Annotated in this window: 22 protein-coding genes and 1 tRNA gene; 21 read left to right on the forward strand and 2 right to left on the reverse strand. The window is 51.4% G+C overall.

From position 1 onward, the window contains the following. Positions 1 to 78: 78 nt before the first annotated feature. The 10 genes from ACI3EW_RS08300 to ACI3EW_RS08345 all read left to right on the forward strand — a co-directional run bounded on the left by ACI3EW_RS08300 (position 79) and on the right by ACI3EW_RS08345 (position 12,587). Positions 79 to 621: a chromate transporter gene (locus ACI3EW_RS08300; protein ID WP_118298157.1), complete on the forward strand. Its 543-nt coding sequence runs from the start codon at positions 79 to 81 to the stop codon at positions 619 to 621. After that, on the forward strand, positions 621 to 1,205 hold the full coding sequence (locus ACI3EW_RS08305) for a chromate transporter (protein WP_118321109.1): 585 nt from the start codon (positions 621 to 623) through the stop codon (positions 1,203 to 1,205). Before ACI3EW_RS08300 ends, ACI3EW_RS08305 begins: the two co-directional genes overlap by 1 nt. Before the next feature lie 319 nt (positions 1,206 to 1,524). Beyond that, positions 1,525 to 3,444: a DNA gyrase/topoisomerase IV subunit B gene (locus tag ACI3EW_RS08310; protein WP_118298159.1), complete on the forward strand. Its 1,920-nt coding sequence runs from the start codon at positions 1,525 to 1,527 to the stop codon at positions 3,442 to 3,444. A 14-nt stretch (positions 3,445 to 3,458) separates the two neighbouring features. After that, on the forward strand, positions 3,459 to 5,705 hold the full coding sequence (locus tag ACI3EW_RS08315) for a DNA gyrase/topoisomerase IV subunit A (protein WP_118532731.1): 2,247 nt from the start codon (positions 3,459 to 3,461) through the stop codon (positions 5,703 to 5,705). 45 nt (positions 5,706 to 5,750) lie between these two features. Further along, complete coding sequence (gene deoD, locus ACI3EW_RS08320) at positions 5,751 to 6,464, forward strand: purine-nucleoside phosphorylase (protein ID WP_118298161.1); 714 nt, start codon at positions 5,751 to 5,753, stop codon at positions 6,462 to 6,464. A 143-nt stretch (positions 6,465 to 6,607) separates the two neighbouring features. Beyond that, positions 6,608 to 7,693, forward strand: coding sequence for an aspartate-semialdehyde dehydrogenase (gene asd / locus ACI3EW_RS08325; protein ID WP_118532727.1), 1,086 nt, complete (start codon positions 6,608 to 6,610; stop codon positions 7,691 to 7,693). A gap of 53 nt (positions 7,694 to 7,746) precedes the next feature. After that, positions 7,747 to 8,796: an aldose epimerase family protein gene (locus tag ACI3EW_RS08330; protein WP_405579279.1), complete on the forward strand. Its 1,050-nt coding sequence runs from the start codon at positions 7,747 to 7,749 to the stop codon at positions 8,794 to 8,796. 10 nt (positions 8,797 to 8,806) lie between these two features. Beyond that, positions 8,807 to 9,739 carry a DMT family transporter gene (locus ACI3EW_RS08335; protein ID WP_118532803.1) on the forward strand — a complete coding sequence of 311 codons (933 nt, stop codon included), beginning with the start codon at positions 8,807 to 8,809 and terminating at the stop codon, positions 9,737 to 9,739. A gap of 21 nt (positions 9,740 to 9,760) precedes the next feature. Further along, complete coding sequence (locus ACI3EW_RS08340) at positions 9,761 to 11,815, forward strand: DNA topoisomerase (RefSeq protein WP_118727559.1); 2,055 nt, start codon at positions 9,761 to 9,763, stop codon at positions 11,813 to 11,815. Positions 11,816 to 11,909: 94 nt separating this feature from the next. Beyond that, positions 11,910 to 12,587: an acyltransferase gene (locus tag ACI3EW_RS08345; protein WP_118532721.1), complete on the forward strand. Its 678-nt coding sequence runs from the start codon at positions 11,910 to 11,912 to the stop codon at positions 12,585 to 12,587. Positions 12,588 to 12,862: 275 nt separating this feature from the next. Here ACI3EW_RS08345 and upp read toward each other — a convergent pair whose 3' ends face one another. Next, the gene (gene upp, locus ACI3EW_RS08350) at positions 12,863 to 13,492 is read right to left on the reverse strand and encodes a uracil phosphoribosyltransferase (protein ID WP_405579284.1); all 630 of its coding nucleotides are present in this window, start codon (positions 13,490 to 13,492) and stop codon (positions 12,863 to 12,865) included. A gap of 131 nt (positions 13,493 to 13,623) precedes the next feature. Further along, positions 13,624 to 14,487, reverse strand: a complete 864-nt coding sequence (locus tag ACI3EW_RS08355) for a hypothetical protein (protein WP_405579287.1) — start codon at positions 14,485 to 14,487, stop codon at positions 13,624 to 13,626. A gap of 305 nt (positions 14,488 to 14,792) precedes the next feature. Between ACI3EW_RS08355 and ACI3EW_RS08360 the strand changes: the two genes are divergently transcribed. From ACI3EW_RS08360 to ACI3EW_RS08410, 11 genes are all read left to right on the forward strand, one after another. Next, positions 14,793 to 15,506, forward strand: coding sequence for an IMP cyclohydrolase (locus tag ACI3EW_RS08360; RefSeq protein WP_343221250.1), 714 nt, complete (start codon positions 14,793 to 14,795; stop codon positions 15,504 to 15,506). A gap of 46 nt (positions 15,507 to 15,552) precedes the next feature. After that, a complete protein-coding gene (locus tag ACI3EW_RS08365) occupies positions 15,553 to 16,731 on the forward strand; it encodes a phosphoribosylaminoimidazolecarboxamide formyltransferase (RefSeq protein WP_329752606.1) in 1,179 nt (392 codons plus the stop codon). A 72-nt stretch (positions 16,732 to 16,803) separates the two neighbouring features. Continuing rightward, positions 16,804 to 16,886: transfer RNA gene (locus tag ACI3EW_RS08370), tRNA-Leu, on the forward strand. Positions 16,887 to 16,989: 103 nt separating this feature from the next. Continuing rightward, a complete protein-coding gene (locus tag ACI3EW_RS08375) occupies positions 16,990 to 17,337 on the forward strand; it encodes an anti-sigma factor family protein (RefSeq protein ID WP_118532717.1) in 348 nt (115 codons plus the stop codon). Between the two features lie 17 nt (positions 17,338 to 17,354). After that, the gene (polA, locus tag ACI3EW_RS08380; protein ID WP_405579292.1) at positions 17,355 to 19,988 is read left to right on the forward strand and encodes a DNA polymerase I; all 2,634 of its coding nucleotides are present in this window, start codon (positions 17,355 to 17,357) and stop codon (positions 19,986 to 19,988) included. Beyond that, on the forward strand, positions 19,989 to 20,582 hold the full coding sequence (gene coaE / locus ACI3EW_RS08385; RefSeq protein ID WP_118298171.1) for a dephospho-CoA kinase: 594 nt from the start codon (positions 19,989 to 19,991) through the stop codon (positions 20,580 to 20,582). It abuts the gene before it with no gap. Next, positions 20,569 to 21,366, forward strand: coding sequence for an MBL fold metallo-hydrolase (locus tag ACI3EW_RS08390; protein WP_405579296.1), 798 nt, complete (start codon positions 20,569 to 20,571; stop codon positions 21,364 to 21,366). Before coaE ends, ACI3EW_RS08390 begins: the two co-directional genes overlap by 14 nt. Positions 21,367 to 21,557: 191 nt before the next feature. Further along, a complete protein-coding gene (locus ACI3EW_RS08395) occupies positions 21,558 to 21,830 on the forward strand; it encodes an ACT domain-containing protein (protein ID WP_118298173.1) in 273 nt (90 codons plus the stop codon). A 27-nt stretch (positions 21,831 to 21,857) separates the two neighbouring features. Then, a complete protein-coding gene (locus tag ACI3EW_RS08400) occupies positions 21,858 to 23,222 on the forward strand; it encodes a PFL family protein (RefSeq protein WP_118532711.1) in 1,365 nt (454 codons plus the stop codon). Positions 23,223 to 23,234: 12 nt separating this feature from the next. Further along, positions 23,235 to 23,873: a histidine phosphatase family protein gene (locus tag ACI3EW_RS08405; protein WP_118532709.1), complete on the forward strand. Its 639-nt coding sequence runs from the start codon at positions 23,235 to 23,237 to the stop codon at positions 23,871 to 23,873. Then, the gene (locus ACI3EW_RS08410) at positions 23,873 to 25,111 is read left to right on the forward strand and encodes a class I SAM-dependent methyltransferase (protein ID WP_118514101.1); all 1,239 of its coding nucleotides are present in this window, start codon (positions 23,873 to 23,875) and stop codon (positions 25,109 to 25,111) included. The genes ACI3EW_RS08405 and ACI3EW_RS08410 overlap by 1 nt, the downstream gene beginning before the upstream one ends. Positions 25,112 to 25,155: the final 44 nt, after the last annotated feature.

Here is a 25,155-nt window from a genome sequence, read left to right on the forward strand (position 1 = left end):
GAATCTACCTTTTCCTTGCCTTTTTTTCTTGTTTGAGCTATTATAATACATAACTTTGAAAATAAAGGAGAGAAAAACATGAATCGATTACTCGATCTCTTCCTTACGTTTGCCAGAATCGGCGGTCTTACCTTTGGCGGCGGATATGCGATGCTTCCAATCCTCCAGAGAGAAGTCGTTGAGAAAAAAAAATGGACAACGGAAGAAGAACTTATGGACTATTACGCGATCGGACAGTGTACTCCGGGCGTTATCGCGGTAAATACAGCGACTTTCGTCGGTCAGGGACTCGCAGGTCCGATCGGCGGTATTGTTGCAACCCTGGGAGTTGTATTCCCGTCCCTGATCATCATCACGGTCATCGCAGCGTTTATCCAGAACTTCGCACACCTTGCGATCGTCCAGAACGCTTTCGCGGGGATCCGTGTCTGTGTCTGCGTCCTGATCTTCAATGCGGTCGTAAAGCTCTGGAAAAAAGCGGTCGTCGATAAGCCGACACTTGTGATCTGCGTGCTCGTGATCCTCGGCTCCGCGCTGACAGATCTTTCCCCGATCGTATTTGTAATTTTTGCGGCGGTTGTTGGAATTATCCTGAAGAATAAGGAGGTGGCTTCCAAATGATGATCCTGATCCGATTATTCTTCGAATTTTTCAAAGCCGGACTCTTCGCGATCGGCGGCGGAATGGCGACACTGCCGTTCCTCTATAATATCTCCGACAAGACCGGATGGTTCACTTACGGACAGCTTGCCGATATGGTGGCGATCTCCGAGTCCACACCGGGACCGATGGGCGTCAACATGGCAACCTATGTCGGCTTTACAACGGCCGGACCGGTCGGCGCAGTCATTGCCACACTCGGTCTGATCACACCGTCGATCATCGTGATCCTGATCATTGCCGGCTTCTTAAAGGCATTTAAGACAAACAAATATGTCCAGAACGCCTTTTACGGTCTCCGCCCGGCCTCCACAGGCCTGATCGCGGCGGCAGGACTTTCCGTCCTTTCCTTGGTCCTTCTTCATAAAGACGCCTTCGCGGCGAGCGGAAAGATCACAGACCTGATCAGTATCCGCAGCATCGTCCTTCTCGTGGTGCTCTACTATTTCACCGCGATCTGTAAAAAAACAAAAGGACTTCACCCGGTAGCGTTCATCGCGGCTTCCGCTGTGATCGGGATCGTACTCCGGTTCGGTGGAGTATAAATTTCAGTACATCAGCCTGTGGGGGATCTTCCGCAGGCTTTTTATTTACGCGAACAGCGAGCCAAAGTCCGCGCTTGCGCGAGACCCTGGCGACTGTCGCGATAACAAGGGGAAACCCGCGAAGCGTGTTTTCATCTGTTTTTCGAATATATGTTCGATAGAAAACACTTGCAATTCTGGAAGTTTTGAGTGTATAATAGGAAAAGCTGACTACAAAACATGGCCGGAGCATTATGCAGCGGCCACGAAAATAAAAATGAAACTGCGGCGGGGAAATGCTCTCTGCCGCAGTTTATGACTTATAATTGGAGGTCTTTACATGGCGAAAGCACAGTATAATGCTGACAGTATCACCGTACTGGAAGGACTGGAGGCAGTCCGCAAACGTCCCGGAATGTACATCGGAGGCGTTGGAACTAAGGGCTTAAACCATTTGATATACGAAATCGTCGACAATGCGGTGGACGAGCACCTGGCCGGATTCTGTACAGAGATCACGGTAACGCTGGAGGCGGACGGATCCTGTACCGTAAAAGACAACGGCCGCGGGATCCCGGTGGAAATGCACAAAAAAGGCGTCTCCGCAGAGCGCGTGGTCCTCTCAACTCTTCACGCGGGCGGAAAATTCGACAATAATTCCTATAAGACCAGCGGCGGACTTCACGGCGTCGGTTCTTCTGTTGTAAACGCTCTGTCGGAACGGATGAAGGTCAAAATTTCCAGAGATGGAAAAGTATATTATGATGAATATGAGAAAGGGCATCCGGTCGTTGAGCTGAAGGACGGTCTTCTTCCGGTGATAGGAAAATCGAAGGAGACGGGAACGGAGATCAACTTCCTGCCGGATCCAACGATCTTTGAGAAGACAAAATTCAAGGCGGAGTGGCTGAAGAGCCGCCTTCATGAATCTGCATACTTAAACCCGAAGCTGATCCTTCACTATGTAAATAAACGTGCGGGCGAAGAGGAAAGCGTAACTTACCATGAGCCTGACGGGATCGTCGCTTATGTCCGTGAACTGAACAACGGAAAAGAACCGATCCACGAGCCGGTATATTTTAAGGGCAGTGTAGACCAGATCGAAGTGGAAGTCGCATTCCAGTTTGTGGACGCCTTTGAGGAGAATATCCTCGGATTCTGCAACAACATCTTTACCCAGGAGGGCGGGTCCCACCTGGTGGGCTTTAAGACGAAATTTACCCAGCTGATCAACTCCTACGCGAGGGAACTCGGCATCTTAAAGGAGAAAGACAGCAACTTTACCGGTGCTGACACGAGAAACGGCATGACGGCCGTTGTCGCCGTAAAACACCCGGATCCGATCTTTGAGGGACAGACAAAGACAAAACTTGCCAGTGCCGATGCGACAAAGGCCGTGTTCACGATGACAGGGGAGGAGCTGGAGCGCTTCTTTGACCGTAACCTTGACACCTTAAAAGCGATCATCGCCTGTGCAGAAAAATCCGCGAAGATCCGGAAAGCGGAGGAAAAAGCAAAGACAAACATGCTCTCCAAGTCAAAGTTCTCCTTCGACAGCAACGGAAAACTTGCAAACTGCGAGAGCCGTGATCCGTCGAAATGTGAGATCTTCATCGTCGAGGGAGATTCCGCCGGCGGTTCCGCAAAGATGGGAAGAAACCGTCAGTTTCAGGCGATCCTGCCGATCCGCGGAAAGATCTTAAACGTGGAAAAGGCATCGATGGACAAGGTTCTGGCAAACGCCGAGATCAAGACGATGATCAACGCGTTCGGCTGCGGATTTTCTGAAGGTTATGGAAATGACTTTGATATCACAAAACTGAAATATGATAAGATCGTCCTGATGACCGATGCCGATGTGGACGGAAGCCATATCGACACCCTGCTCCTGACGTTCCTCTACCGCTTTATGCCGGAGCTGATCTACGACGGTCACGTTTATATCGCGATGCCGCCGCTCTACAAGGTCGTTCCGAAGCGCGGGGAAGAGCGCTATCTGTACGATGACAAGGCGTTAGAAGAGTACAGAAGGAGCCATTCCGGGGACTTTACGCTTCAACGCTACAAAGGTCTCGGTGAGATGGACGCGGATCAGCTCTGGGAGACGACTTTAAACCCGGAAAACCGTGTCTTAAAGCGGGTGGAGATCGAAGATGCCCGTATGGCGAGTGAGGTGACGGAGCTTCTGATGGGAAGCGATGTCCCGCCGAGAAAGAAATTTATCTATGATCATGCCGATGAGGCGGAGATCGACGCATAAAAGGAGAAGTTACCATGTCTGAAAAAATATTGCGAACTGAATATTCGGAGGAGATGCAGAAGAGCTATCTGGACTACTCCATGAGCGTCATCACCTCACGAGCGATCCCGGATGCCAGGGACGGTTTAAAGCCGGTACAGCGCCGAGTTCTCTATGATATGAGCGAGCTCCATCTGGACCACGACAAGCCGCACCGGAAATCGGCCCGTATCGTCGGCGATACGATGGGTAAATATCATCCGCACGGTGACAGCTCGATCTATGAGACGTTAGTCGTATTATCCCAGGATTTCAAAAAAGGAATGGCGCTGGTGGATGGTCACGGAAACTTCGGCTCGATCGAAGGTGACGGCGCTGCAGCCATGCGATACACTGAGGCGCGCTTAAAGAAGTTCGCGGAAGAAGTTTATTTAAAAGATCTTGATAAGACCGTGGATTTCGTCTCGAACTACGATGAGACGGAAAAAGAGCCGGAAGTCCTTCCGGTCCGTGTGCCGAACCTTCTCGTAAACGGCGCGGAGGGAATCGCAGTCGGAATGAGCACCAGCATCCCAACCCACAATCTGGGCGAAGTGATCGATGCGGTGAAGGCGTATATCGACAACCGCCTTCTCACCGTGGAAGAACTGATGGAATATATGCCGGGACCGGATTTCCCGACCGGAGGTATTATCGCGAACAAGAGCGATCTTTTACAGATCTATGAAACCGGGACCGGAAAGATCAAGCTCCGCGGAAAGATCGAGGTGGAGCTCGGAAGAAGAAAAGCGGACCGCGACAAGCTCGTGATCACAGAGATCCCATACACGATGATCGGCGCCGGGATCAACAAACTGCTCGTCGATATCGCCGATCTCGTGGAGACGAGAAAACTCACCGATGTGGTGGACATCTCGAACCAGTCAAACAAAGAAGGCATCCGAATCGTCCTGGAGCTCAAGAAGGACGCCGATGTCAATAAGATCAAGGCGATCCTCTACAAGAAGACGAAGCTGGAGGACACTTACGGCGTCAATATGCTGGCGATCGATGAGGGACGCCCGGAGACGATGAACCTCAAACAGATCTTAAATACGTTCCTGGAATTCCAGTACCGGAATATGACGAAGAAGTACAATGTGCTCCTCGAAAAGGAACTGGAGAAGAAAGAGGTTCAGGAAGGTCTCATCGAGGCCTGCGACGTGATCGACCTGATCATCGCCGTACTCCGCGGCTCAAAGAACATGAAGGACGCGAAGGAATGCCTGATGACGGGAAATACCGAAAAGATCAGATTCCGTGTGCCGGGCTTTGAGGAGGATGCAAAGAATCTTCACTTTACCGAGCGCCAGGCGACAGCGATCCTCGAGATGCGCCTCTATAAGCTGATCGGCCTCGAGATCCTTGCACTCCAGAAATCGTATAAAGAGACCCTGCGGAAGATCCGGGAATATCAGCATATCCTCTCCAACCAGAAAAACATGGACGTTGTCATCAAGGAAGATCTCGATGCGATCAAGGCAGAGTTCGCAGAGCCGAGAAGAACACTCATCGAGGACGGCGAGGAGATGGTCTATGTGGAGGCGAAGGAAGCAGCGAAGGAAGTGATCTTCGTTATGGACCGCTTCGGCTACTGCAAGACGATGGACCGCTCCATCTATGAGAGAAACCAGGAAACGGTGGACAGCGAGAATGTCCGCGTCCTCCCGGTGATGACAGATGATAAACTCTGCATGTTCTCTGATACCGGAACCATGTATCAGGTGAAAGTCGCCGAGTTCCCTGCGCTCAAAATGAAGGATAAAGGAATCCCTATCGAGAATGTCAGCAAATTTGACGGCAAGACGGAGACACTTCTCTTTATGCTTCCGGCTTCCGGCCTTGCAGGGAAAAAGTTCCTGTTCGCGACATCCCAGGCATCCGTAAAGATCGTTCCCGGTGAGGAGTTTATGACGGCAAACAAGACCGTTGTCGCAACGAAGCTCGCCGAAGATGATAAACTTGTGGAGATCCGGGAAATCGGCACGGAAGTCGACGGGGAGCGAGATGTGGTTCTCCAGACTGTGGATGGAATGTTCTTAAAATTCCCGCTCGCGGAGATCCCGGAACTTAAAAAGAACAGCCGCGGCGTTCGCGGGATCCGTCTCGAAAAGGAAGATACGCTGGAACATGTCTATCTGCCGGATGTCGACGGAACTGCTCACTATAAAGGAAAAGAAGTTGCCCTCGGACGGTTAAAAGCCGCAAAGAGGGATGGAAAAGGGACGAAAGTTCGGTTATAATATAATATATAGGAATAGCATTCGATAAAAAAAGGAGGAACTACCATGAACGTACCAACACCTCATATCGCAGCAAAAGAAGGCGAGATCGCACCTTCCATCTTACTTCCGGGCGATCCGCTCCGTGCAAAATTTATCGCTGAGAATTTCCTTGCAGGAGCAAGACAGTTTAATGCCACAAGAAATATGTTCGGTTATACCGGATTTTACCGTGATAAACCTGTTTCCGTCATGGGAACGGGAATGGGATGCCCGTCGATCGGAATTTACACCCACGAGCTCATCGAGGGATACGGAGTAAAGAAACTGATCCGTGTAGGCACGACAGGAGCGATCTCCGAAGATGTTCATATCCGTGATCTCGTATTCGCCATGGGCGCGTGCACACAGACAAACTATGTGAAGGAATTCGGACTTCCGGGAGACTTCGCTCCGATCGCAGACTTTGGTCTTCTGATCAAGGCAGTCTTCAATGCGGAGCAGGAAAATCTTCCTTACCATGTAGGAAATGTCCTCACATCGGATCTTTTCTATGAGCCGGAAAAGAAAAAGCATGACGGACTCCAGTTCGCCGATATGGGAGTTCTCGCAGTGGAGATGGAGACAGCTGCTCTCTACGCGAACGCTGCCCTCGGAAAAGCGCGGGCCCTCTCCATCATGACCGTATCCGATTCCATGGTGACAGGAGAGAAGACGACCGCCGAGGAACGCGAGACTTCCTTTGCAGATATGATCCGCGTAGCGCTTGAGGTCATTTAATGCTTGCATTTTTTGTCATTTTGAGTTAGGATAGACATCAACACGAATGTTGCGTACATGGAGACATATGTCCGTGACGGGTGGAAAAATGGCAAGCCGTCAACTGAAGATGACTGTCAGGCAAAGATGAGGAGATATGTGTGATGGAAAAGAAACTTAGAGTTGGTATCCTTGGAGCAACAGGTATGGTAGGACAGAGATTTATCTCTCTCCTTGAAAACCACCCATGGTTTGAAGTGACGACCGTGGCTGCCAGCCCGCGTTCTGCAGGAAAGACATATGAGGAGGCTGTTGGAGGCCGTTGGAAAATGACGACTCCGATGCCGGAAAAAGTAAAAAATTTAGTCGTTATGAATGTAAACGACGTTGATGCCGTATCAAGGACCGTTGATTTCGTATTCAGCGCCGTTGATATGACAAAAGAAGAGATCCGTGCGATCGAGGAAGCTTACGCAAAGACAGAGACACCGGTTGTATCCAACAACAGCGCTCACCGCTGGACACCGGATGTTCCGATGGTGATCCCGGAGATCAACCCGGAGCACTTTGACGTGATCAAATTCCAGAAGCAGAGACTCGGCACAACACGCGGATTCATCGCGGTAAAACCGAACTGCTCGATCCAGAGCTACACTCCGGCCCTCAGTGCATGGAGAGAGTTTGAGCCGTATGAAGTAGTCGCTACTACATACCAGGCGATCTCCGGAGCAGGAAAGACCTTCAAGGACTGGCCTGAGATGGTCGAGAACGTGATCCCGTACATCGGCGGCGAGGAAGAGAAGAGCGAGCAGGAGCCGCTCAGGATCTGGGGCCACTTAGAGGGCGGCGTGATCGTAAAGGCAAAAGAGCCGGTGATCACATGCCAGTGCGTCCGTGTGCCGGTATTAAACGGTCATACAGCTGCTGTATTTGTAAAGTTCAGAAAGAAAGCATCTAAAGAACAGCTCATCGAAAAACTCGTAAGCTTCAAGGGACTTCCGCAGGAGTTAGAGCTTCCGAGCGCACCGAAGCAGTTCATCCAGTACATGGAAGAGGACAATCGTCCGCAGGTTAAGCTGGATGTCGATTTCGAGAACGGAATGGGCGTATCCATCGGACGTTTAAGAGAAGATACCGTCTACGACTGGAAGTTCATCGGTCTGTCCCACAATACAGTCCGCGGCGCTGCAGGCGGAGCAGTCCTCTGCGCAGAGCTTCTCACAAAGCAGGGATATATCACAGCAAAATAAAAACAAGGGGCCCGCTTTTTCGCGGGCTCTTTTTACGCAGAGGAGGTATTATCATGTCAGTAACAAAAGAGCATTTTGGGGAGATGCCGGATGGAAGAGAAGTAAGCCTCTACACGATCAAAAATAAAAACGGGCTGATGGCATCCGTCACAGATCTGGGGGCTGTCTGGGTCCGCATGATCGTTCCGGACAAAAACGGGGTTATGGACGATGTGATGCTGGGGTTTGACGATGCTGCCGGTTATTTAAAGAACGGTCCGCACTTCGGTTCCGTCGTCGGTCGTATCGCAAACCGCACCGGAAAAGGAAGATTTTCCCTGAACGGGACCGAATACACACTGGCGATCAATAACGGTCCGAATAATCTCCACAGCGGTCTTGATTACTACGACGCAAGACTCTGGAATGCGAAGGAAGAGTCGGAAAACAGCGTCACTTTTACACTCTTAAGTCCGGACGGGGATCAGGGCTATCCGGGAAACGCCATCGTATCCGTCACCTACACGCTGACTGACGAGGATATGCTGACACTGACTTACCGCGTTCTTTCCGATGCGGATACGCCTGTGAACCTGACAAATCACGGATACTTTAACCTTCTTGGAAACAATGGCGGTTCTGTCCTGGAGCACCAGGCGCGGATCCTTGCCGATTTTTATACTCCGTCCGATGAGACGTCGATCCCGACCGGTGAGATTCTTCCGGTAAAGGGAACTCCGATGGACTTTACGGACTTTCATGTGATCGGAGAGCGGATCGATGAAGATTTCGACCAGCTTGTTCAGGGACATGGCTATGATCATAACTGGTGCCTCTCCCACGTCCGCGGTGATTTTGCCCTCTCCGCGCAGATCTTCTCCGAGGAAAGCGGAAGAGCCATGGATGTCTATACGGATCAGCCGGGGGGCCAGTTCTATACGGCAAACTGGCTGGAGCAGGGGAACGGAAAATCAGGTGCTTTCTACCATGCGAGAACTGCTTTCTGCTTTGAGACCCAGAACTTCCCGGATGCAGTCAACAAGCCTCATTTCCCGTCACCGATCGTAAAAGCTGGAAAAGAGTGGAAATCCGTGACAGGATACCATTTCTATATTCATGAGTAAAGGACCAAAAATGAAAAATTTAAATGAACGCAGCGTCAGGATCCTGGCATCACTGGGGCTGATCCTGACGACCATGATCTGGGGTTTTGCCTTCGTTGTGATGAAGAATTCCGTGGATCTGATCCCGCCGACGTATCTTCTGGCGATCCGTTTTTCCATGTCTGCGGTCCTGCTTGCCCTGTTATTTCATAAAAATCTGTTCGCAGCGGACCGCCAGACGATCCTCTGCGGCGCGATCCTGGGAATATTCCTCTGCCTGTCCTACCAGTTCCAGACTTACGGTCTGAAATACACGACGGCCAGCAAAAACGCCTTTATCACGACCCTGTATGTGATCATTGTACCGTTTTTCTACTGGATCGTCAGCAAAAAGAGACCGACAGGGCGAAATATCGCTGCAGCGTTTATCGCAGTCATCGGTCTCGCACTTTTATCTCTGCAGGGCGACCTCACGATCAATTTCGGAGATTTTCTGACACTGGTGTGCGGTCTGATGTTCGCAGTCCATATGGTATTTATCGACAAATTCACGGAGCACCATGATCCGATCGCACTGACCGTGATCCAGATCCTTGCGGCTGCCATCATCAACTGGATCTGCGCGCCGTTTCTCGACGGATCCTTTGATTTCGCGGTCCTGGCGAATCAGTCTCTGATCGTAGGCCTGCTGTACCTTGCAGTTTTCTCGACGACCGTATCGTATCTCTTACAGAATATCGGTCAGAAATATTTAAGCGCCTCCACATCGGCGATCCTTCTTTCCCTGGAATCTGTGTTTGGGACACTGTTTTCCGTGATCTTCTTAAAGGATGTGCTGACCGGAAAGATGTTAGTCGGATGCGCCCTGATGTTTGCGGCACTAATCCTGTCGGAGCTTCCGCAGAAGAAAAAAATAACGATCCTTTCATCCCGGAGAATTGCGGTCCGGGGTGGGAGAGAATAAGATAACTAGGAAAGAGGTTTCATGGGAAAAGCATTATTTATCGCCGAAAAACCGAGCGTTGCCCAGGAATTTGCGAAGGCCTTAAAGGTTTCCGGGAGAAAAGGAGACGGATATATCGAGTCCGATCAGGCGATCGTGACCTGGTGTGTCGGACATCTGGTGACCATGAGTTACCCGGATGCGTATGATCCGGCCCTGAAACGCTGGAGCATGGAAACTCTGCCGTTTCTTCCAAAAACATTCAAATACCAGGTGATCGACGATGTGAAGAAACAATTTACGATCGTGAGCGGGCTCTTAAACCGGGCGGACGTGGACACGATCTATGTCTGCACTGACTCCGGGCGTGAGGGAGAATATATCTACCGCCTGGTGGAGCAGATGGCCGGAGTAAAAGGAAAAAAACGTCGCCGTGTCTGGATCGACTCCCAGACGGAGGAGGAGATCCTGCGCGGAGTGAGAGAGGCAAAGGACCTCGCAGAGTATGACAATCTCGCAGCGTCCGCATATCTCAGGGCAAAAGAGGATTACCTCATGGGCATCAATTTTTCCAGGGTGCTCACCCTGAAATACGGTCCGTCCGTGGCGTCCTATCTCCGGGAAAAGCGGGCGGTGCTCTCTGTGGGACGCGTGATGACCTGCGTTCTCGGCATGGTCGTCCGCAGGGAACGGGAAATCCGTGAATTCGTAAAGACTCCGTTCTACCGCGTCATCGGCTCCTTCGATGTCCCGGATCACGAGACAGCAGTCATCGAGGCAGAGTGGAGAGCCGTGGAAGGTTCCCGATATTTTGGAACACCGGCGCTCTACAAGGAAAATGGATTTAAGGAGAAAAAGACGGCGGAAGAGCTGATCCGGTTCCTGAGTGCCGATCCGATGGAGGGAACACTTCTCGCTTTGGACCGGAAAAAAGAGACGAAAAATCCGCCGCTCTTATACAATCTCGCCGAGATCCAGAACGATTGTTCGAAAATGTTCAAGATCAGTCCGGATGAGACTCTAAAGATCATTCAGGAACTCTACGAGAAAAAGCTGGTGACATACCCGAGAACCGATGCACGAGTCCTCTCCACCGCAGTATCGAAGGAGATCTATAAGAATATCGGCGGTCTCCGGAATTTTGCTCCTCTCGCGGATTTTGCCGCGAAGGCACTTGACAGCGGAACATGGAAGCAGATCGCGAAGACAAAATATGTGAATGATAAACAGATCACTGACCACTATGCGATCATCCCAACCGGTCAGGGATTCGGAGCGCTGCGAAGCCTGAATCCGCTGGCTGCAAAGGTGTATGAGCTGATCGGACGCCGGTTTTTGAGCATTTTTTATCCGCCGGCCGTCTACCAGAAGTTTTCCCTGCGGATCGAAAAACAGGGGGAACAGTTCTTTGCAGCCTACAAGGTCCTCGCGGAAGCGGGATATCTGGAAGTTGCGAATGTCCCGTCAAAAAAGAAGGCGGAAAGCAGCGGTAACAGCAAAGCGGAAAATTCCGGTGTGTCCCAGGATTCCCAGGCGGAGGAGCTGGATCCGGGTCATGATGAAAAAGCAAAGGATCTTCTTGCCATGCTCTCCGGGTTGAAAAAGGGACAGAAATTAAAGCTCCTAAAGCTTGAGATAAAAGAAGGCGAGACTTCCCCGCCAAAGCGCTATACGTCCGGTTCCATGATCCTTGCAATGGAAAACGCAGGTCAGCTCATCGAGGATGAAGATCTGCGCGCCCAGATCAAGGGAAGCGGGATCGGAACAAGCGCCACCCGCGCGGAGATCCTGAAAAAGCTGTTCAACATCAAATATCTGGCGTTGGCAAAGAAGACCCAGGTCATCACGCCGACACTCCTCGGAGAGATCGTCTTTGATGTCTGTCAGGCATCCATGAGGCAGCTCTTAAATCCGGAACTCACGGCAAGCTGGGAAAAAGGCCTGACGTATGTGGCGGAGGGAACGATCACGCCGGATGAATACATGGAAAAACTGGAGCGCTTTGTGACACTCCGGACAAACGGCGTCAAACAGACGAACAATGCCTATATGCTGCGCCCTTACTTTGACGCTGCGGCACAATTTTATAAAAAGTAGCAGGAACATGCCTGTAAAAAATGTGCTTTGGCACATTCTCGCGCCGGGTACGGTCGCTTGCGTCGTCTGATCAGACGGCAGATTGGAGAATGATATGAAAAAAGAAGAAACAAAAATCGTGGATCTCTATGATCTTTCCCACACCCAGGCTGCAGACTTCCTTCGCCAGTTCACCTATCCGTGGGAGGCACTGGCCCGTATCAAAGAGTTCATCCTTGAGCTTGGAAAGACACTCCCGGAAGATGAATATGAAAAGCGCGGAGAGACCGTCTGGGTCCACAAGTCTGCAAAGGTGATGCCGAGCGCATATCTCGGTGAGAATATCATCATCGGAAAGGACACGGAAGTTCGCCACTGTGCATTCCTTCGCGGAAATGCGTTGGTCGGAGAGGGCGCTGTTGTCGGAAACTCCACAGAACTCAAAAATGTGATCCTGTTCGATAAGGTGCAGGTTCCTCACTATAACTATGTGGGGGATTCGATCCTCGGATACCGCGCCCACATGGGAGCCGGTTCCATCACTTCAAACGTAAAGTCCGATAAACTGCTTGTCAAAGTCCATGCGGAGGACGGCGATATCGAGACCGGGATCAAGAAATTCGGCGCCATGCTCGGCGATTGCGTGGAAGTTGGATGCGGATCCGTCCTGAATCCCGGCACTGTGATCGGCAGAAACTGCAATATCTACCCGCTGTCCAGCGTCCGCGGATGTGTGGATGAGAACTCTATCTATAAAAAACAGGGCGAGATCGCAAAGAAAGTACAGGAATAACTGTTTTCTCTGAAAACAGATAAAAAGAACAAGTCCCGGCAAACAAGTGAAAACACGCTTCGCGAGTTTCCCCTTGTTATCGCAACAGTCGCCAAGGTCATGCGCAAGCGCAGACTTTGGCTCGTTGTTCGCGTAAATAAAAAAGGTAAAAGAAAAACCACGATGCCTGCCAAAAAAACAGGTATCGTGGTTTTTGTCTTTTATCTGTTTAAAGCCTGGCATTCGCGATCTTCTCAGGAGAAAAGACCGGAATGTTCCGGATATTCACGGATCAATTACTTTGTTCCGAAGATACGGTCGCCGGCATCGCCAAGACCCGGGCAGATGTACGCGTTCTCGTTTAATTCACGGTCGAGATGGCCGACATAGATCTGCACGTCCGGATGTGCCTCATGAAGCTTCTTTACTCCTTCCGGAGCGGCGATGATGCACATAAATTTGATGTGTTTTCCGCCGTGCTGCTTGATAAAGTCGATCGCAGCGACTGCGGAACCGCCGGTCGCGAGCATCGGATCTGTGACAACGATCGTTCTCTGCTCGATCGGATTCGGAAGTTTGCAGAAATATTCGTGCGGCTCATGAGTCTCCTCGTCGCGGTAGAGACCGATATGACCGATCTTTGCGGACGGAACGAGGGAAAGGACACCGTTTACCATTCCAAGACCTGCGCGCAGGATCGGAACGATCGCAAGTTTCTTACCGGCAAGCATCGAAGTCATACAGGTCTCGATCGGAGTCTCGACCTCAACGTCCTCAAGCGGAAGATCGCGGAGCGCCTCATAACCCATCAGGGTTGCGATCTCCTCAACAAGAGTACGGAACTCATTTGTTCCTGTGGTCTTCTTTCTTAACATGGAGATCTTGTGCTGAACCAGCGGGTGGTCAATATACGTTACATTTTCCATTAATAGATACCAGCCTTTCTGTGATCTGCCAAAGCCTATAGACCGATTGGCAGATCATGTTTTTTCCTTCCCTTTATCATACCAAAACGCAGGATAGAAATCAACCGGATCGTTTCTCAGATCATCTATTGTTATTTTGTTTCCGGTGAATATTTTACAAGAGCATAATCACCCGCCGCATGGCTCACTGGAACGATCAGGTAGATATCTCCGTCTTTTTCGTAGGAAAACGCCTGCGGGAATGTCCCGTCCTTTACGGAAGTAAAATCACATTCTGCAAACACCGTCTGCCAGAGTTCTTTTCCGCTGGACTTGATGGAATCCTTTACTTCAGCTGCTGTGTCCGCCGGTTCTACCACCACAACGTCATCGGAAGAAAGATATTCCGCGATGGAATCCGCATCTGCATACGCAGTCAGACCGATTGGTGATCCTGTATTTAAGTTCACAGAGACGGCATAGCGCACATTTGACGGATGGGCTGTTTCTGCAACGTTTACCATTCCGTGGAATGTAAATACCGCCTTGTTTTTATCGAGGGATACCAGATCACAGTTGATGGAAACCTCATCCTTTTCGGTGTCCAGTTCCCAGGCAGTGATGATCGAGGTCGCCTCTTTCTTTAAAAGCTCATTGACGGCCTGGGTCATGGATGCATCACGGAGATTGGAGAGGATCGGGTATTCGATGGAGACCTTTCCGGTCTTTTCGGTCGCGATCTTCGATTTCACGCTTAACGCGTCGGAGGCGTTGGAATCCTTTTGCGTCTCGATCTCAGAAGATCCGGCTTTTGAAGCATCAGTTTTTGAGGAGTCACTTTTTGAATTGTCTGCTGCCGGATCAGCCTTTGTTTCATTGGAAGTAGTTTCCGCCATGGTCTCCGCAGCGGACGTATGAATTCCAGAGATGTCCACAGCCTCGTGTTTTTTGCATGCGGTGATGGATAATGCGGCAAACATTGTTAAAGCGGCAAATTTATAAAGATTTTTTCTCATAAGAAGATCAGCTCCTTTTATCGTATTTTAATGCGGCACCGGAATAGGCGAATGGAAGAAAGCTTGTCCGGTACCAGGTTTATCTTTCTAAGACAGTTATATTATATCATGAAGACCTGCCTCTTGTACATGAACGCCACATTACGATTTTGTTAAATAAATGAAAGCATTTCATAAGGAAACGCCGGGATCGTTGATAAGTAATTTTAAATACTCAATCTGCAGGAAGTATGTTATCATAAAATTAAAACCCGTCGCCGGTACAAATTCCGGTGATCTTATACGAAAACAGGAGGAGTACTTCCATGAAGTTATTATCACTTTCAGAGGAGTTAAAAAACAATTCTTATCCGGGAAGAGGAATCGTGATCGGAAAATCAGCCGATGGAAAAACAGCTGTGACCGCATATTTTATCATGGGCAGAAGCAGCAACAGCCGCAACCGTGTCTTTGTGAAGGACGGTGAGGGGATCCGTACCCAGGCGTTTGATCCGTCAAAGCTCGAGGACCCGAGCCTCATTATCTACGCCCCGGTGCGCGTTCTCGGAAATAAGACCATCGTGACAAACGGCGACCAGACCGATACGATCTACGAGGGAATGGACCGCCAGCAGACCTTCGAGCAGTCCTTGCGCTGCCGCGAGTTTGAGCCGGACGGCCCGAACTACACTCCGCGCATCTCCGGGATCATGCACATCGAAAACGGAAAGTACAACTTTGCAATGTCCATCTTAAAGAGCAGTGACGGAAATCCGGAGAGCTGCAGCCGCTTTACCTACGCGTATGAAAAACCGGTAAATGGAGAAGGACGTTTTATCCACACCTACATGAACGACGGAAACCCGCTCCCGAGCTTTGAGGGCGAGCCGAAGCGCGTGGCGATCGAAGGCGATATCGACAGCTTCACAGCGAATGTATGGGAGAACCTGAACGAAGACAACAAGGTTTCCCTTTTTGTACGATTCATCGATATCGAGACAGGAAAGTACGAGACAAGAATCGTAAATAAAAATCACTGATCCCATAAAACGAAATCATTTCCATATCAAAGGAGCAAAAGAAATCATGAATGAAATGGAATTAAAATACGGCTGCAACCCGAACCAGAAGCCGTCCCGTGTGTACATGGAAGACGGAAGTGATCTCCCGATCACCGTATTAAACGGAAAACCTGGCTACATCAACCTTCTCGATGCGTTGAACGGCTGGCAGCTCGTTAAGGAATTAAAGGAAGCGACAGGTCTTCCGGCAGCTACTTCCTTCAAGCATGTTTCCCCGGCAGGTGCCGCAGTAGGTCTTCCGATGGATGCAGTTTTAAGAAAGATTTACTGGGTGGACGATCTCGGTGAGCTTTCCCCGCTTGCAAGTGCTTACGCGAGAGCAAGAGGCGCAGACCGTATGTCTTCCTTCGGCGATTTTATCTCCCTCTCCGATGTCTGCGACGTTGACACCGCAAAACTCATCAAGCGTGAGGTTTCCGACGGTGTGATCGCTCCTGGCTATGAGCCGGAAGCTCTTGAGATCTTAAAACAGAAAAAGAACGGCAAATACAACGTGATCCAGATCGATCCGTCCTATGTTCCGGCTCCGATCGAGCACAAGCAGGTATTCGGCGTGACCTTCGAGCAGGGAAGAAACAACTTAAAGATCGACAAAGATCTTTTATCCAATGTTGTGACAGAAAACAAGGAGATCCCGGATTCCGCAAAGATCGACCTTATGATCTCCCTGATCACCTTAAAATACACCCAGTCCAACTCCGTCTGCTATGTAAAGGGCGGACAGGCGATCGGTATCGGCGCCGGCCAGCAGTCCCGTGTCCACTGCACACGCCTTGCAGGCCAGAAGGCGGACAACTGGTTCCTCCGCCAGGCACCGCAGGTATTAAATCTTCCGTTTATCGACAAGATCAAACGTGCGGACCGCGACAATGCGATCGACGTTTACATCGGAGACGAGTACATGGATGTTCTTGCTGACGGCGAATGGCAGAAAGTCTTCACGGAGAAGCCGCCGGTATTCACGAAAGAAGAGAAGCGCGCATGGCTCGACAAGATGCAGGATGTGGCTCTCGGATCTGACGCCTTCTTCCCGTTCGGCGACAATATCGAGCGCGCACACAAGAGCGGCGTAAAATATATCGCACAGCCGGGCGGATCTGTCCGTGACGACAATGTGATCGAAGTCTGCAATAAGTACGGAATGGCGATGGCATTCACAGGCATCCGTCTGTTCCATCACTAAAACTGCTTGCAATTTTCATGTTCTTATGATAAACTTATATGCGGCTGTTGAAATATACAGCCGCGAAGATATGCCGGCGTGGCGGAATGGCAGACGCATCAGACTCAAAATCTGACGGGGGTAACTTCGTGCCGGTTCAAGTCCGGCCGCCGGCAGAAACGAAAAGACATGACTCTCATTAGATGGTCGTGTCTTTTTGCGTTTACGCGGACAATGAACCGGGATCCGCGTATATTCAGGCTGAAAGGAGTGTGTTCCATGACCTGTATGGAAGCAGAAAAGATGGTAGTTCCGTATATGAAGGACGAACTGTCCCCGACGGAGCTGGAAGATTTCCTGGACCATATCAAAACGTGTGAAAACTGCAGGGAAGAACTGGAGATCCACTACATGGTGGATGTGGGGTTAAAAAAGCTGGATGAAGCGGATGGAACATATGACATCGTGGGGGATCTGAAACGAAAGGTAGCGGAATCCTACCGGTCCCTGCGCCATATCTCCACATTCCAGATCGCATCCTACGCGATCTCGACTCTGTGCGGAATGGCACTCATCGTCATGATCCTTTTGCAGCTCCGCATCTGGACAACGATGGGATATCTATAGATTTTAGAGGAGTGAACATGGAAAAACTCGTATTGATCGACGGTCACAGTATCTTAAACCGCGCATTCTACGGTGTGCCGAACCTGACAAATTCGGAAGGTCTCCACACGAACGCGGTCTATGGCTTTTTAAATATTTTATTTAAAGTTCTCGATGAGGAGAAAGCGGACTACCTTGCGGTGGCTTTTGACCTGAAAGCCCCGACGTTCCGCCACAAAATGTTTGATGCCTACAAGGGAACAAGAAAACCAATGCCGGAGGAACTTCATGAACAGGTACCGCTCATGAAGGAGGTCCTGACCGCCATGGGTGTCCCGATCCTCACAAAAGAAGGCTATGAGGCGGATGATATCCTCGGAACGATCGCAAAGCGGGAGCAGAAAGAGGGCTATGAGGTGACGATCCTCTCCGGAGACCGGGACCTTCTGCAGCTTTCCGACACCCATATCAGGATCTGTCTTCCGAAGACGAGCCGCGGAACGACGGAGGTCCACAATTATTACCCGGAGGACGTGATCCGGGAGTACCAGGTGACGCCGGAACAGTTTATCGAGGTGAAAGCCCTGATGGGCGACCAGTCCGACAATATCCCGGGCGTCCCGTCCATCGGTGAGAAGACGGCGACAAACCTCATTGTCCAGTACCAGAACCTGGAAAACATCTACGCCCATCTCGACGAAGTGAAACCGCCGCGCGCGAAAAAGGCGCTGGAAGAGTATAAGGATCTCGCAGATCTTTCCTTAAAGCTCGCAAGGATCTGCATTGACGCCCCGATCGAATTTTCCATGGCGGATGCGAAACTGGAAAATCTCTACACGCCGGAAGCGTATGAATATATGAAACGCCTGGAATTCAAGTCGATCGCGGCGAGATTCGGCGAGGAGATCAAACATGAAAGCGGACCGGAGAAACAGTTTGTTCTTGTGGAGGATTTTTCCGAGGCGGATGCGCTCTTTGAAAAAGCAAAAAAGGCGGACCGCATCGGAATGGAACTTCTTACAGAAAACGGTTCCGTGACAGCCCTCGCCTTATGTTTTGAGGAGACCGGAAGCTATATCTTCCCGGTCGGCGGCTTTATGACGGAGAGCTATATCGCCGGAAAATATGAGGAACTCTGCCGAACGGGTCATGCCTGGGTCCTGGATCTCAAGCACTCCCTGCCGTTCGCGGATCTTTCCTACGGGGACACGGTCTATGACGCCGGGGTTGCGGCATATCTCTTAAACCCGTTAAAGGATTCCTACGGCTATGACGACATTGCGAGAGATCTTCTCGGGATGACGGTCCCGTCCAGGGCAGACCTGATCAAAAAGCTGTCCTGTGAAGACGCATACGCGAAGGAACCGGAGAATTTCACCCGTATGGCGGGACTTATGGCCTACACAGCCTTTGCGGCCGGGAAACCGCTCCTGGAGCGTCTGACGGCAGATGGAATGGAAGAGCTGTACCGCACGATCGAGCTTCCTCTGATCTATACCCTGTTCCATATGGAAGCGGAGGGGATCGCAGTCCGCAGGGAAGAACTTGCCGCTTACGGAGAAAAGTTAAAGAAACAGATTGCAGTCCTCGAGAAGGAGATCTGGGAGATGACCGGACAGGAGTTTAACATCAACTCCCCGAAACAGCTCGGCGAGATCCTGTTCGAAAAAATGCAGATCAAAGGTGGAAAGAAGACGAAGACCGGCTACTCCACAGCGGCCGATGTTCTGGAGAAACTTGCCCCGGATTATCCGGTGATTCAGAAGATCCTGGACTACAGACAGTATACAAAGCTGAATTCCACCTACGCGGACGGTCTCGGAACCTATATCCGGGAAGACGGACGGATCCACAGCCGGTTCAACCAGACGATCACGGCGACCGGCCGGATTTCCAGCACGGAGCCGAATCTCCAGAACATCCCGATCCGCATGGAACTCGGAAGAGAGATCCGGAAAGTCTTTGTCCCGCGCGATGGATTTATCTTCCTGGATGCCGACTACTCCCAGATCGAGCTGCGCGTCCTTGCCCACATGTCCGGCGATGAGCGCCTGATCGAGGCGTATAAGACCGCCCAGGATATCCACGCAATCACAGCTTCCCAGGTATTCCACATCCCGCTTGATGAGGTCACACCGTTACAGCGACGCAACGCGAAGGCCGTGAATTTCGGGATCGTGTACGGGATCAGCGCCTTCGGACTCAGCGAGGACCTGAGCATCTCCAGAAAAGAGGCCATGGATTACATCGCTCGCTATTTTGAGACATATCCGCAGGTAAAAACCTTCCTCGACAGCCTTGTTGCCCACGCGAAGGAGCAGGGATATGTCACCACGATGTTCGGACGACGCCGCCCGGTACCGGAATTAAAGTCCTCGAACTTCATGCAGCGTTCTTTCGGAGAACGTGTAGCCATGAACTCCCCGATCCAGGGAACGGCTGCCGACATCATCAAGATCGCGATGATCCGGGTGGACGAGCGGTTAAGAAGGGAAAATCTCCGTTCCAGACTGATCCTGCAGGTGCACGATGAACTCCTCGTCGAGACGGCGGAGGACGAAAAAGAGATCGTCATGAAGATCCTCTCCGAAGAAATGCACCATGCGGCATCCTTAAAAGTGGAGCTGGAGATCGACATGCATGACGGAAAAAACTGGTTTGAGGCGAAATAGATGAAACAGAAGAAAATTATTGGGATCACCGGCGGAGTCGGAGCCGGAAAGAGCAGTGTGCTCGCGGTACTGAAGAACGATTTCGGGGCGAAGATCATTCTCGCGGATCTTGTGGCCCACGATCTCATGGAGCCGGGAAGTCTGGGACTCAGAAAGGTCACAGAGGCGCTTGGAACGTCATTTCTCACCCCGGACGGAGCCGTGGACCGAAAAGCGCTGGCGGACCTGATCTTCCGGGATAAAGAAGCATTAAAGACGATGAACTCCATCATCCATCCGTTAGTCTGGAAGACGATGAAGGAAGAGGCGGAGGCCGCCAGTGAAAACCTCGTGATCATCGAGGCAGCGGTCTTTGACACTGCACCGAAGAACTTCTTTGACGAGCTCTGGTACGTCTACACGACAAAAGAGAACCGGATCGTCCGCCTGATGGAAAACCGCGGCTACAGCCGTGAAAAATGCGAGGACATCATCGGAAGGCAGGCGTCGGAGGAGGAATACCGCGCGCTCTGCAGCCGTGTCATCGACAACAACGGGGACGAATCCGATATCAAACGACAGCTGAAGGAGATCCTTGACCATGAGATTTGTTAGTATTGCCAGCGGAAGCAGCGGAAACTGCATCTACACAGGGACGGAGGAGAGCCACGTCCTGATCGACGCCGGCATCAGCGCAAAGCGGATCGAGCAGGGTCTTAACGAGGTCGGCTTAAAGACGAGCGAACTGGACGGCATCTGCATCACCCATGAACATTCCGACCATGTAAAGGGGCTGGGCGTCCTTGCGCGAAAATATGAAGTCCCGATCTACGCCACAGAAGGGACACTCGACGAGATCCGGAAGATCAAAGGCCTCGGCGAATACCCGGAGGAGCTGCTGCACCCGATCCTGCCGGACACCGAATTTTCCCTCGGGGATCTGACGATCAAGCCGTTCCACATCGACCATGATGCGGCCGACCCGGTCGCTTACCGGATCCAGTCGGGAAATAAGTCTGTGGCAGTCGCAACGGACCTTGGACATTTCAACCAGTACACGATCGACCATCTCCTCGATCTCGACGCGGTGCTCTTAGAGTCCAACCATGACCTTCGGATGCTGGAGACGGGACCGTACCCATACTACTTAAAACGCCGGATCATGGGAGATTTCGGCCATCTCTCCAACGAGAACGCCGGACGCCTCTTAAACTGCATCCTGAGCGGCCGATTAAAGCACATCCTGCTGGGACATCTGAGCAAGGAGAACAACATGCCGGAGCTGGCCTATGAGACCGTCCGGCTGGAGATCGACATGGGAGGCTGCCCATACCATGCGGATGATTTTCACCTGGCAGTCGCAAAGAGAGATGAGATGTCGGAGATCATCAGTCTGTAGCAGATTTTGCTGATGCTGCGAAAAAACACTTGCATCATACCGGCTATAATGATATATTTTAAGAAAATTTTACGCTTTATCACTGCATAAAGCTACCTTTCCCCGGGATCCATATGTTCCGGCAACGATCTCAGTCCGGACGGATCCGGATCACAATACGCGGAAGGCACAACACAAGGAGGAAAATTTCCATGGATAAAGTTATTATCACCGTAGTAGGAAAAGACACCGTAGGCATCATCGCAAAGGTATGTACATATCTTGCGGACCATAAAATTAACATCCTTGATATTTCCCAGACCATCGTCCAGGAATACTTCAACATGATGATGATCGTGGACGGAAGCGGAGCAAACGTTTCCTTCGATGAAATGTCTTCCGGACTCGATGAGATCGGTGCCGGGATAGGCGTCAACATCAAGTGCCAGCGTGAAGAGATTTTTACAAAAATGCATCGTATCTAATGACAGCTTGAGGAGAGGGAAACAATTATGATTACACATCTGGAAGTCAACGAGACTAACAATATGATCGAGCACGAGAACCTGGATGTCCGCACCATCACTCTTGGCATCAGCCTTTTGGACTGCTGTGACTCCGATCTCGAAAAATTAAACGAAAAGATCTACAACAAGATCACGACACTCGCAAAGGACCTGGTCCCGACCGGAAAACAGATCGAGCGCGATTTCGGGATCCCGATCGTCAACAAGAGGATCTCCGTGACACCGATCGCCCTTGTCGGCGGAGCAGCCTGCAAGAGCCCGGAGGACTTTGTGACGATTGCAAAGACCCTGGACCGTGCGGCAAAGACTGTAGGCGTCAACTTTATCGGCGGATATTCCGCTCTTGTATCCAAGGGCATGACAACAGCTGATGAGAACCTGATGCGCTCCATCCCGCAGGCGTTAAAAGAGACCGATTTTGTCTGCAGCTCCATCAATGTCGGCTCCACAAAGACCGGTTTAAATATGGATGCAGTCCGCTTAATGGGCGAGATGGTCGTAAGAACCGCAGAGTACACGAAAGACAACGACTGCTTAGGCTGCGCAAAGCTTGTTATTTTCTGCAACGCACCGGACGACAACCCGTTCATGGCGGGAGCATTCCACGGCGTTACAGAGGCAGACGCGATCATCAACGTCGGCGTCTCCGGACCGGGCGTTGTAAAGACGGCTCTCCAGTCTGTTCGCGGCGCTGATTTCGAAACTTTATGTGAGACGATCAAAAAGACGGCATTCAAGATCACCCGTGTCGGCCAGCTCGTAGCGAAAGAGGCATCCGCGCGTCTCGGGATCCCGTTCGGCATCATCGACCTGTCCCTGGCTCCGACACCGGCTGTCGGCGATTCTGTCGCTGAGATCCTGGAGGAGATCGGTCTGGAACGCGCAGGTGCCCCGGGTACAACAGCCGCTCTCGCCATGTTAAATGACCAGGTAAAGAAAGGCGGCGTTATGGCTTCCTCCTACGTCGGCGGACTTTCCGGCGCCTTCATCCCGGTCAGCGAGGACCAGGGAATGATCGATGCGGTCAACGAGGGCGCTCTTACGATCGAAAAACTGGAAGCGATGACCTGCGTATGCTCTGTAGGTCTTGACATGATCGCAGTTCCTGGAGATACGAGCGCAGCGACGATCTCCGGCATCATCGCAGACGAGGCGGCGATCGGTATGGTCAACCAGAAAACGACAGCAGTCCGCCTGATCCCGGTGATTGGAAAGGGCGTCGGCGAGACGGTCGAGTTCGGCGGTCTTTTAGGACATGCGCCGATCATGCCGGTCAACTCATTCAGCTGTGAGAAATTTGTGAACAGGACCGGAAGGATCCCGGCACCGATCCACAGCTTTAAGAACTAAACAGGAGAAACTATGAGAATCTATCTGATCCGTCACGGCAGGCAGAACAGCCCGCTTTGCAACGTAAATGTGCCGCTTTCCGATGCAGGAAGGCGGCAGGCCGAGCTCCTCGGCAAGAGACTGAAAAAGGAATCCATCGACGCCGTCTGGTCCAGTGACCTGATCCGTGCCCGCGAGACTGCTGATATCATCAATGAGAAGATCCGTGCACCGAGGATCATCCGGGAAGGACTCCGCGAGATCTCTTTCGGTGATCTTGAGGGACTTTCGGACGATGTGATCATGGAGCGCTACGCGGACTTTTTCGCCGCGAGAGCGTCCATGAAACAGGATCTTCCATATCCGGGCGGAGAGAGTGCGGCGGATGTGATCCGTCGTGCCGTTCCGGTCATGGACGAAATCGCAAAGTCCGGCGCGGAGACGGTCGCTGTCGTCACCCACGGAGGCGTGATCCGGAGTCTTGTGACCCACTATCTTCACATGGACGGGGCGTATGTTCCGCTTCTTGCGAGACATCTGGAAAACTGCGGCATCACGGAATTTTATTACCGGGAATCCGACGGCGAAATGCTGTTAAACCGTTTTAACGATTTTGCCCATCTGACGGATCATCCGGAACTTTTGCGCGGCGGCTGGGGAGAGAAAAAGTGATGGAAAAGAGAGAACTTCACAGTGTACTCACTGATTTTTTAAATGAAAACCTGATCCAGGCGACTGCCAGCGGTCAGGCGGAGAAAAATGATTTTCTGAAGGCACGGATCCGCCCGGTACTGGCAAAGGGCGTCCTGCATTTTCAGGCGGAGGAATTTATCGGAAAACAGGCTTTCCACAAAAATCTGACAGCCGAAGAAGCGGCTGCCTATCTGGAAGGTCTCATGGAAACAAGTTTCCGCCAGCTCCAGCTCGAGGCGAGAGATAAGAGCGGTTCCGTTCTTGTGAGCAAAAAGGGAAAGGTGACTGTTAAGGTAAAGAAAAAGCCGGTTTCCGGGAATACCTCCGGAAATGGGGCATCAGCTTCCGGAACGAATGGTTCCGACGCTTCCGACGCGGCTCTTCAGGCTGCCTGGGCGAACGGACTTTCCCATAACCGGAAGAAGCGCTACATCCTCGAAGAGGGGATCCCGGTCCCGTTCCTCGTGGAGCTCGGTGTCCAGACGAAGGACGGGGCGATCGTCCATGCGAAGTACGACAAATTCCGCCAGATCAACCGTTTCCTCGAATTTATCGAGGACGTGCTCCCGAAGCTTGATAAGAATAAAGAGACGAGGATCATCGATTTCGGCTGTGGAAAGTCTTATCTGACGTTCGCGATGTATTATTACCTCAAGGTCTTAAAGGGATACCCGGTGCGGATCACCGGTCTGGATCTGAAAACAGACGTGATCGAGCACTGCTCGCAGCTTGCAAAGAAGTTCGGCTATGACTCCCTGGAATTCCTTCACGGCGATATCGCTTCCTACGAGGGCACTGACCAGGTGGATATGGTCGTGACACTGCACGCCTGTGACACAGCGACGGACTACGCGCTGGAAAAGGCAGTCCGCTGGAACGCAAAGGTGATCTTATCTGTTCCCTGCTGCCAGCATGAGGTCAATAAGCAGATGAAGAGCGATCTCTTTGCCCCGGTATTCCGCTACGGGATCATCAAAGAGCGCATGGCCGCCCTCTACACAGACGCCCTGCGCGCGGAGATCCTCGAGGCCATGGGGTACCGGGTCCAGATCCTGGAATTCATCGACATGGAACACACGCCAAAGAACCTCCTGATCCGGGCTGTAAAGCAGGGAAAGAAGAAGGAGAACAGGAAGGAGATCGAAGCGATCCTGGAGGCGATCCATGCGGAGCCGACGCTTTACCGGCTTTTATTAGAAAAGAACCCAAACGTATAACTGCCGCCGGCAGCTCAAAAAAGCCGCAGATACCTTTTCATGGT

It is taken from the genome of Pilosibacter rotomagensis, assembly GCF_045062245.2.
Classification (GTDB): domain Bacteria; phylum Bacillota; class Clostridia; order Lachnospirales; family Lachnospiraceae; genus Pilosibacter.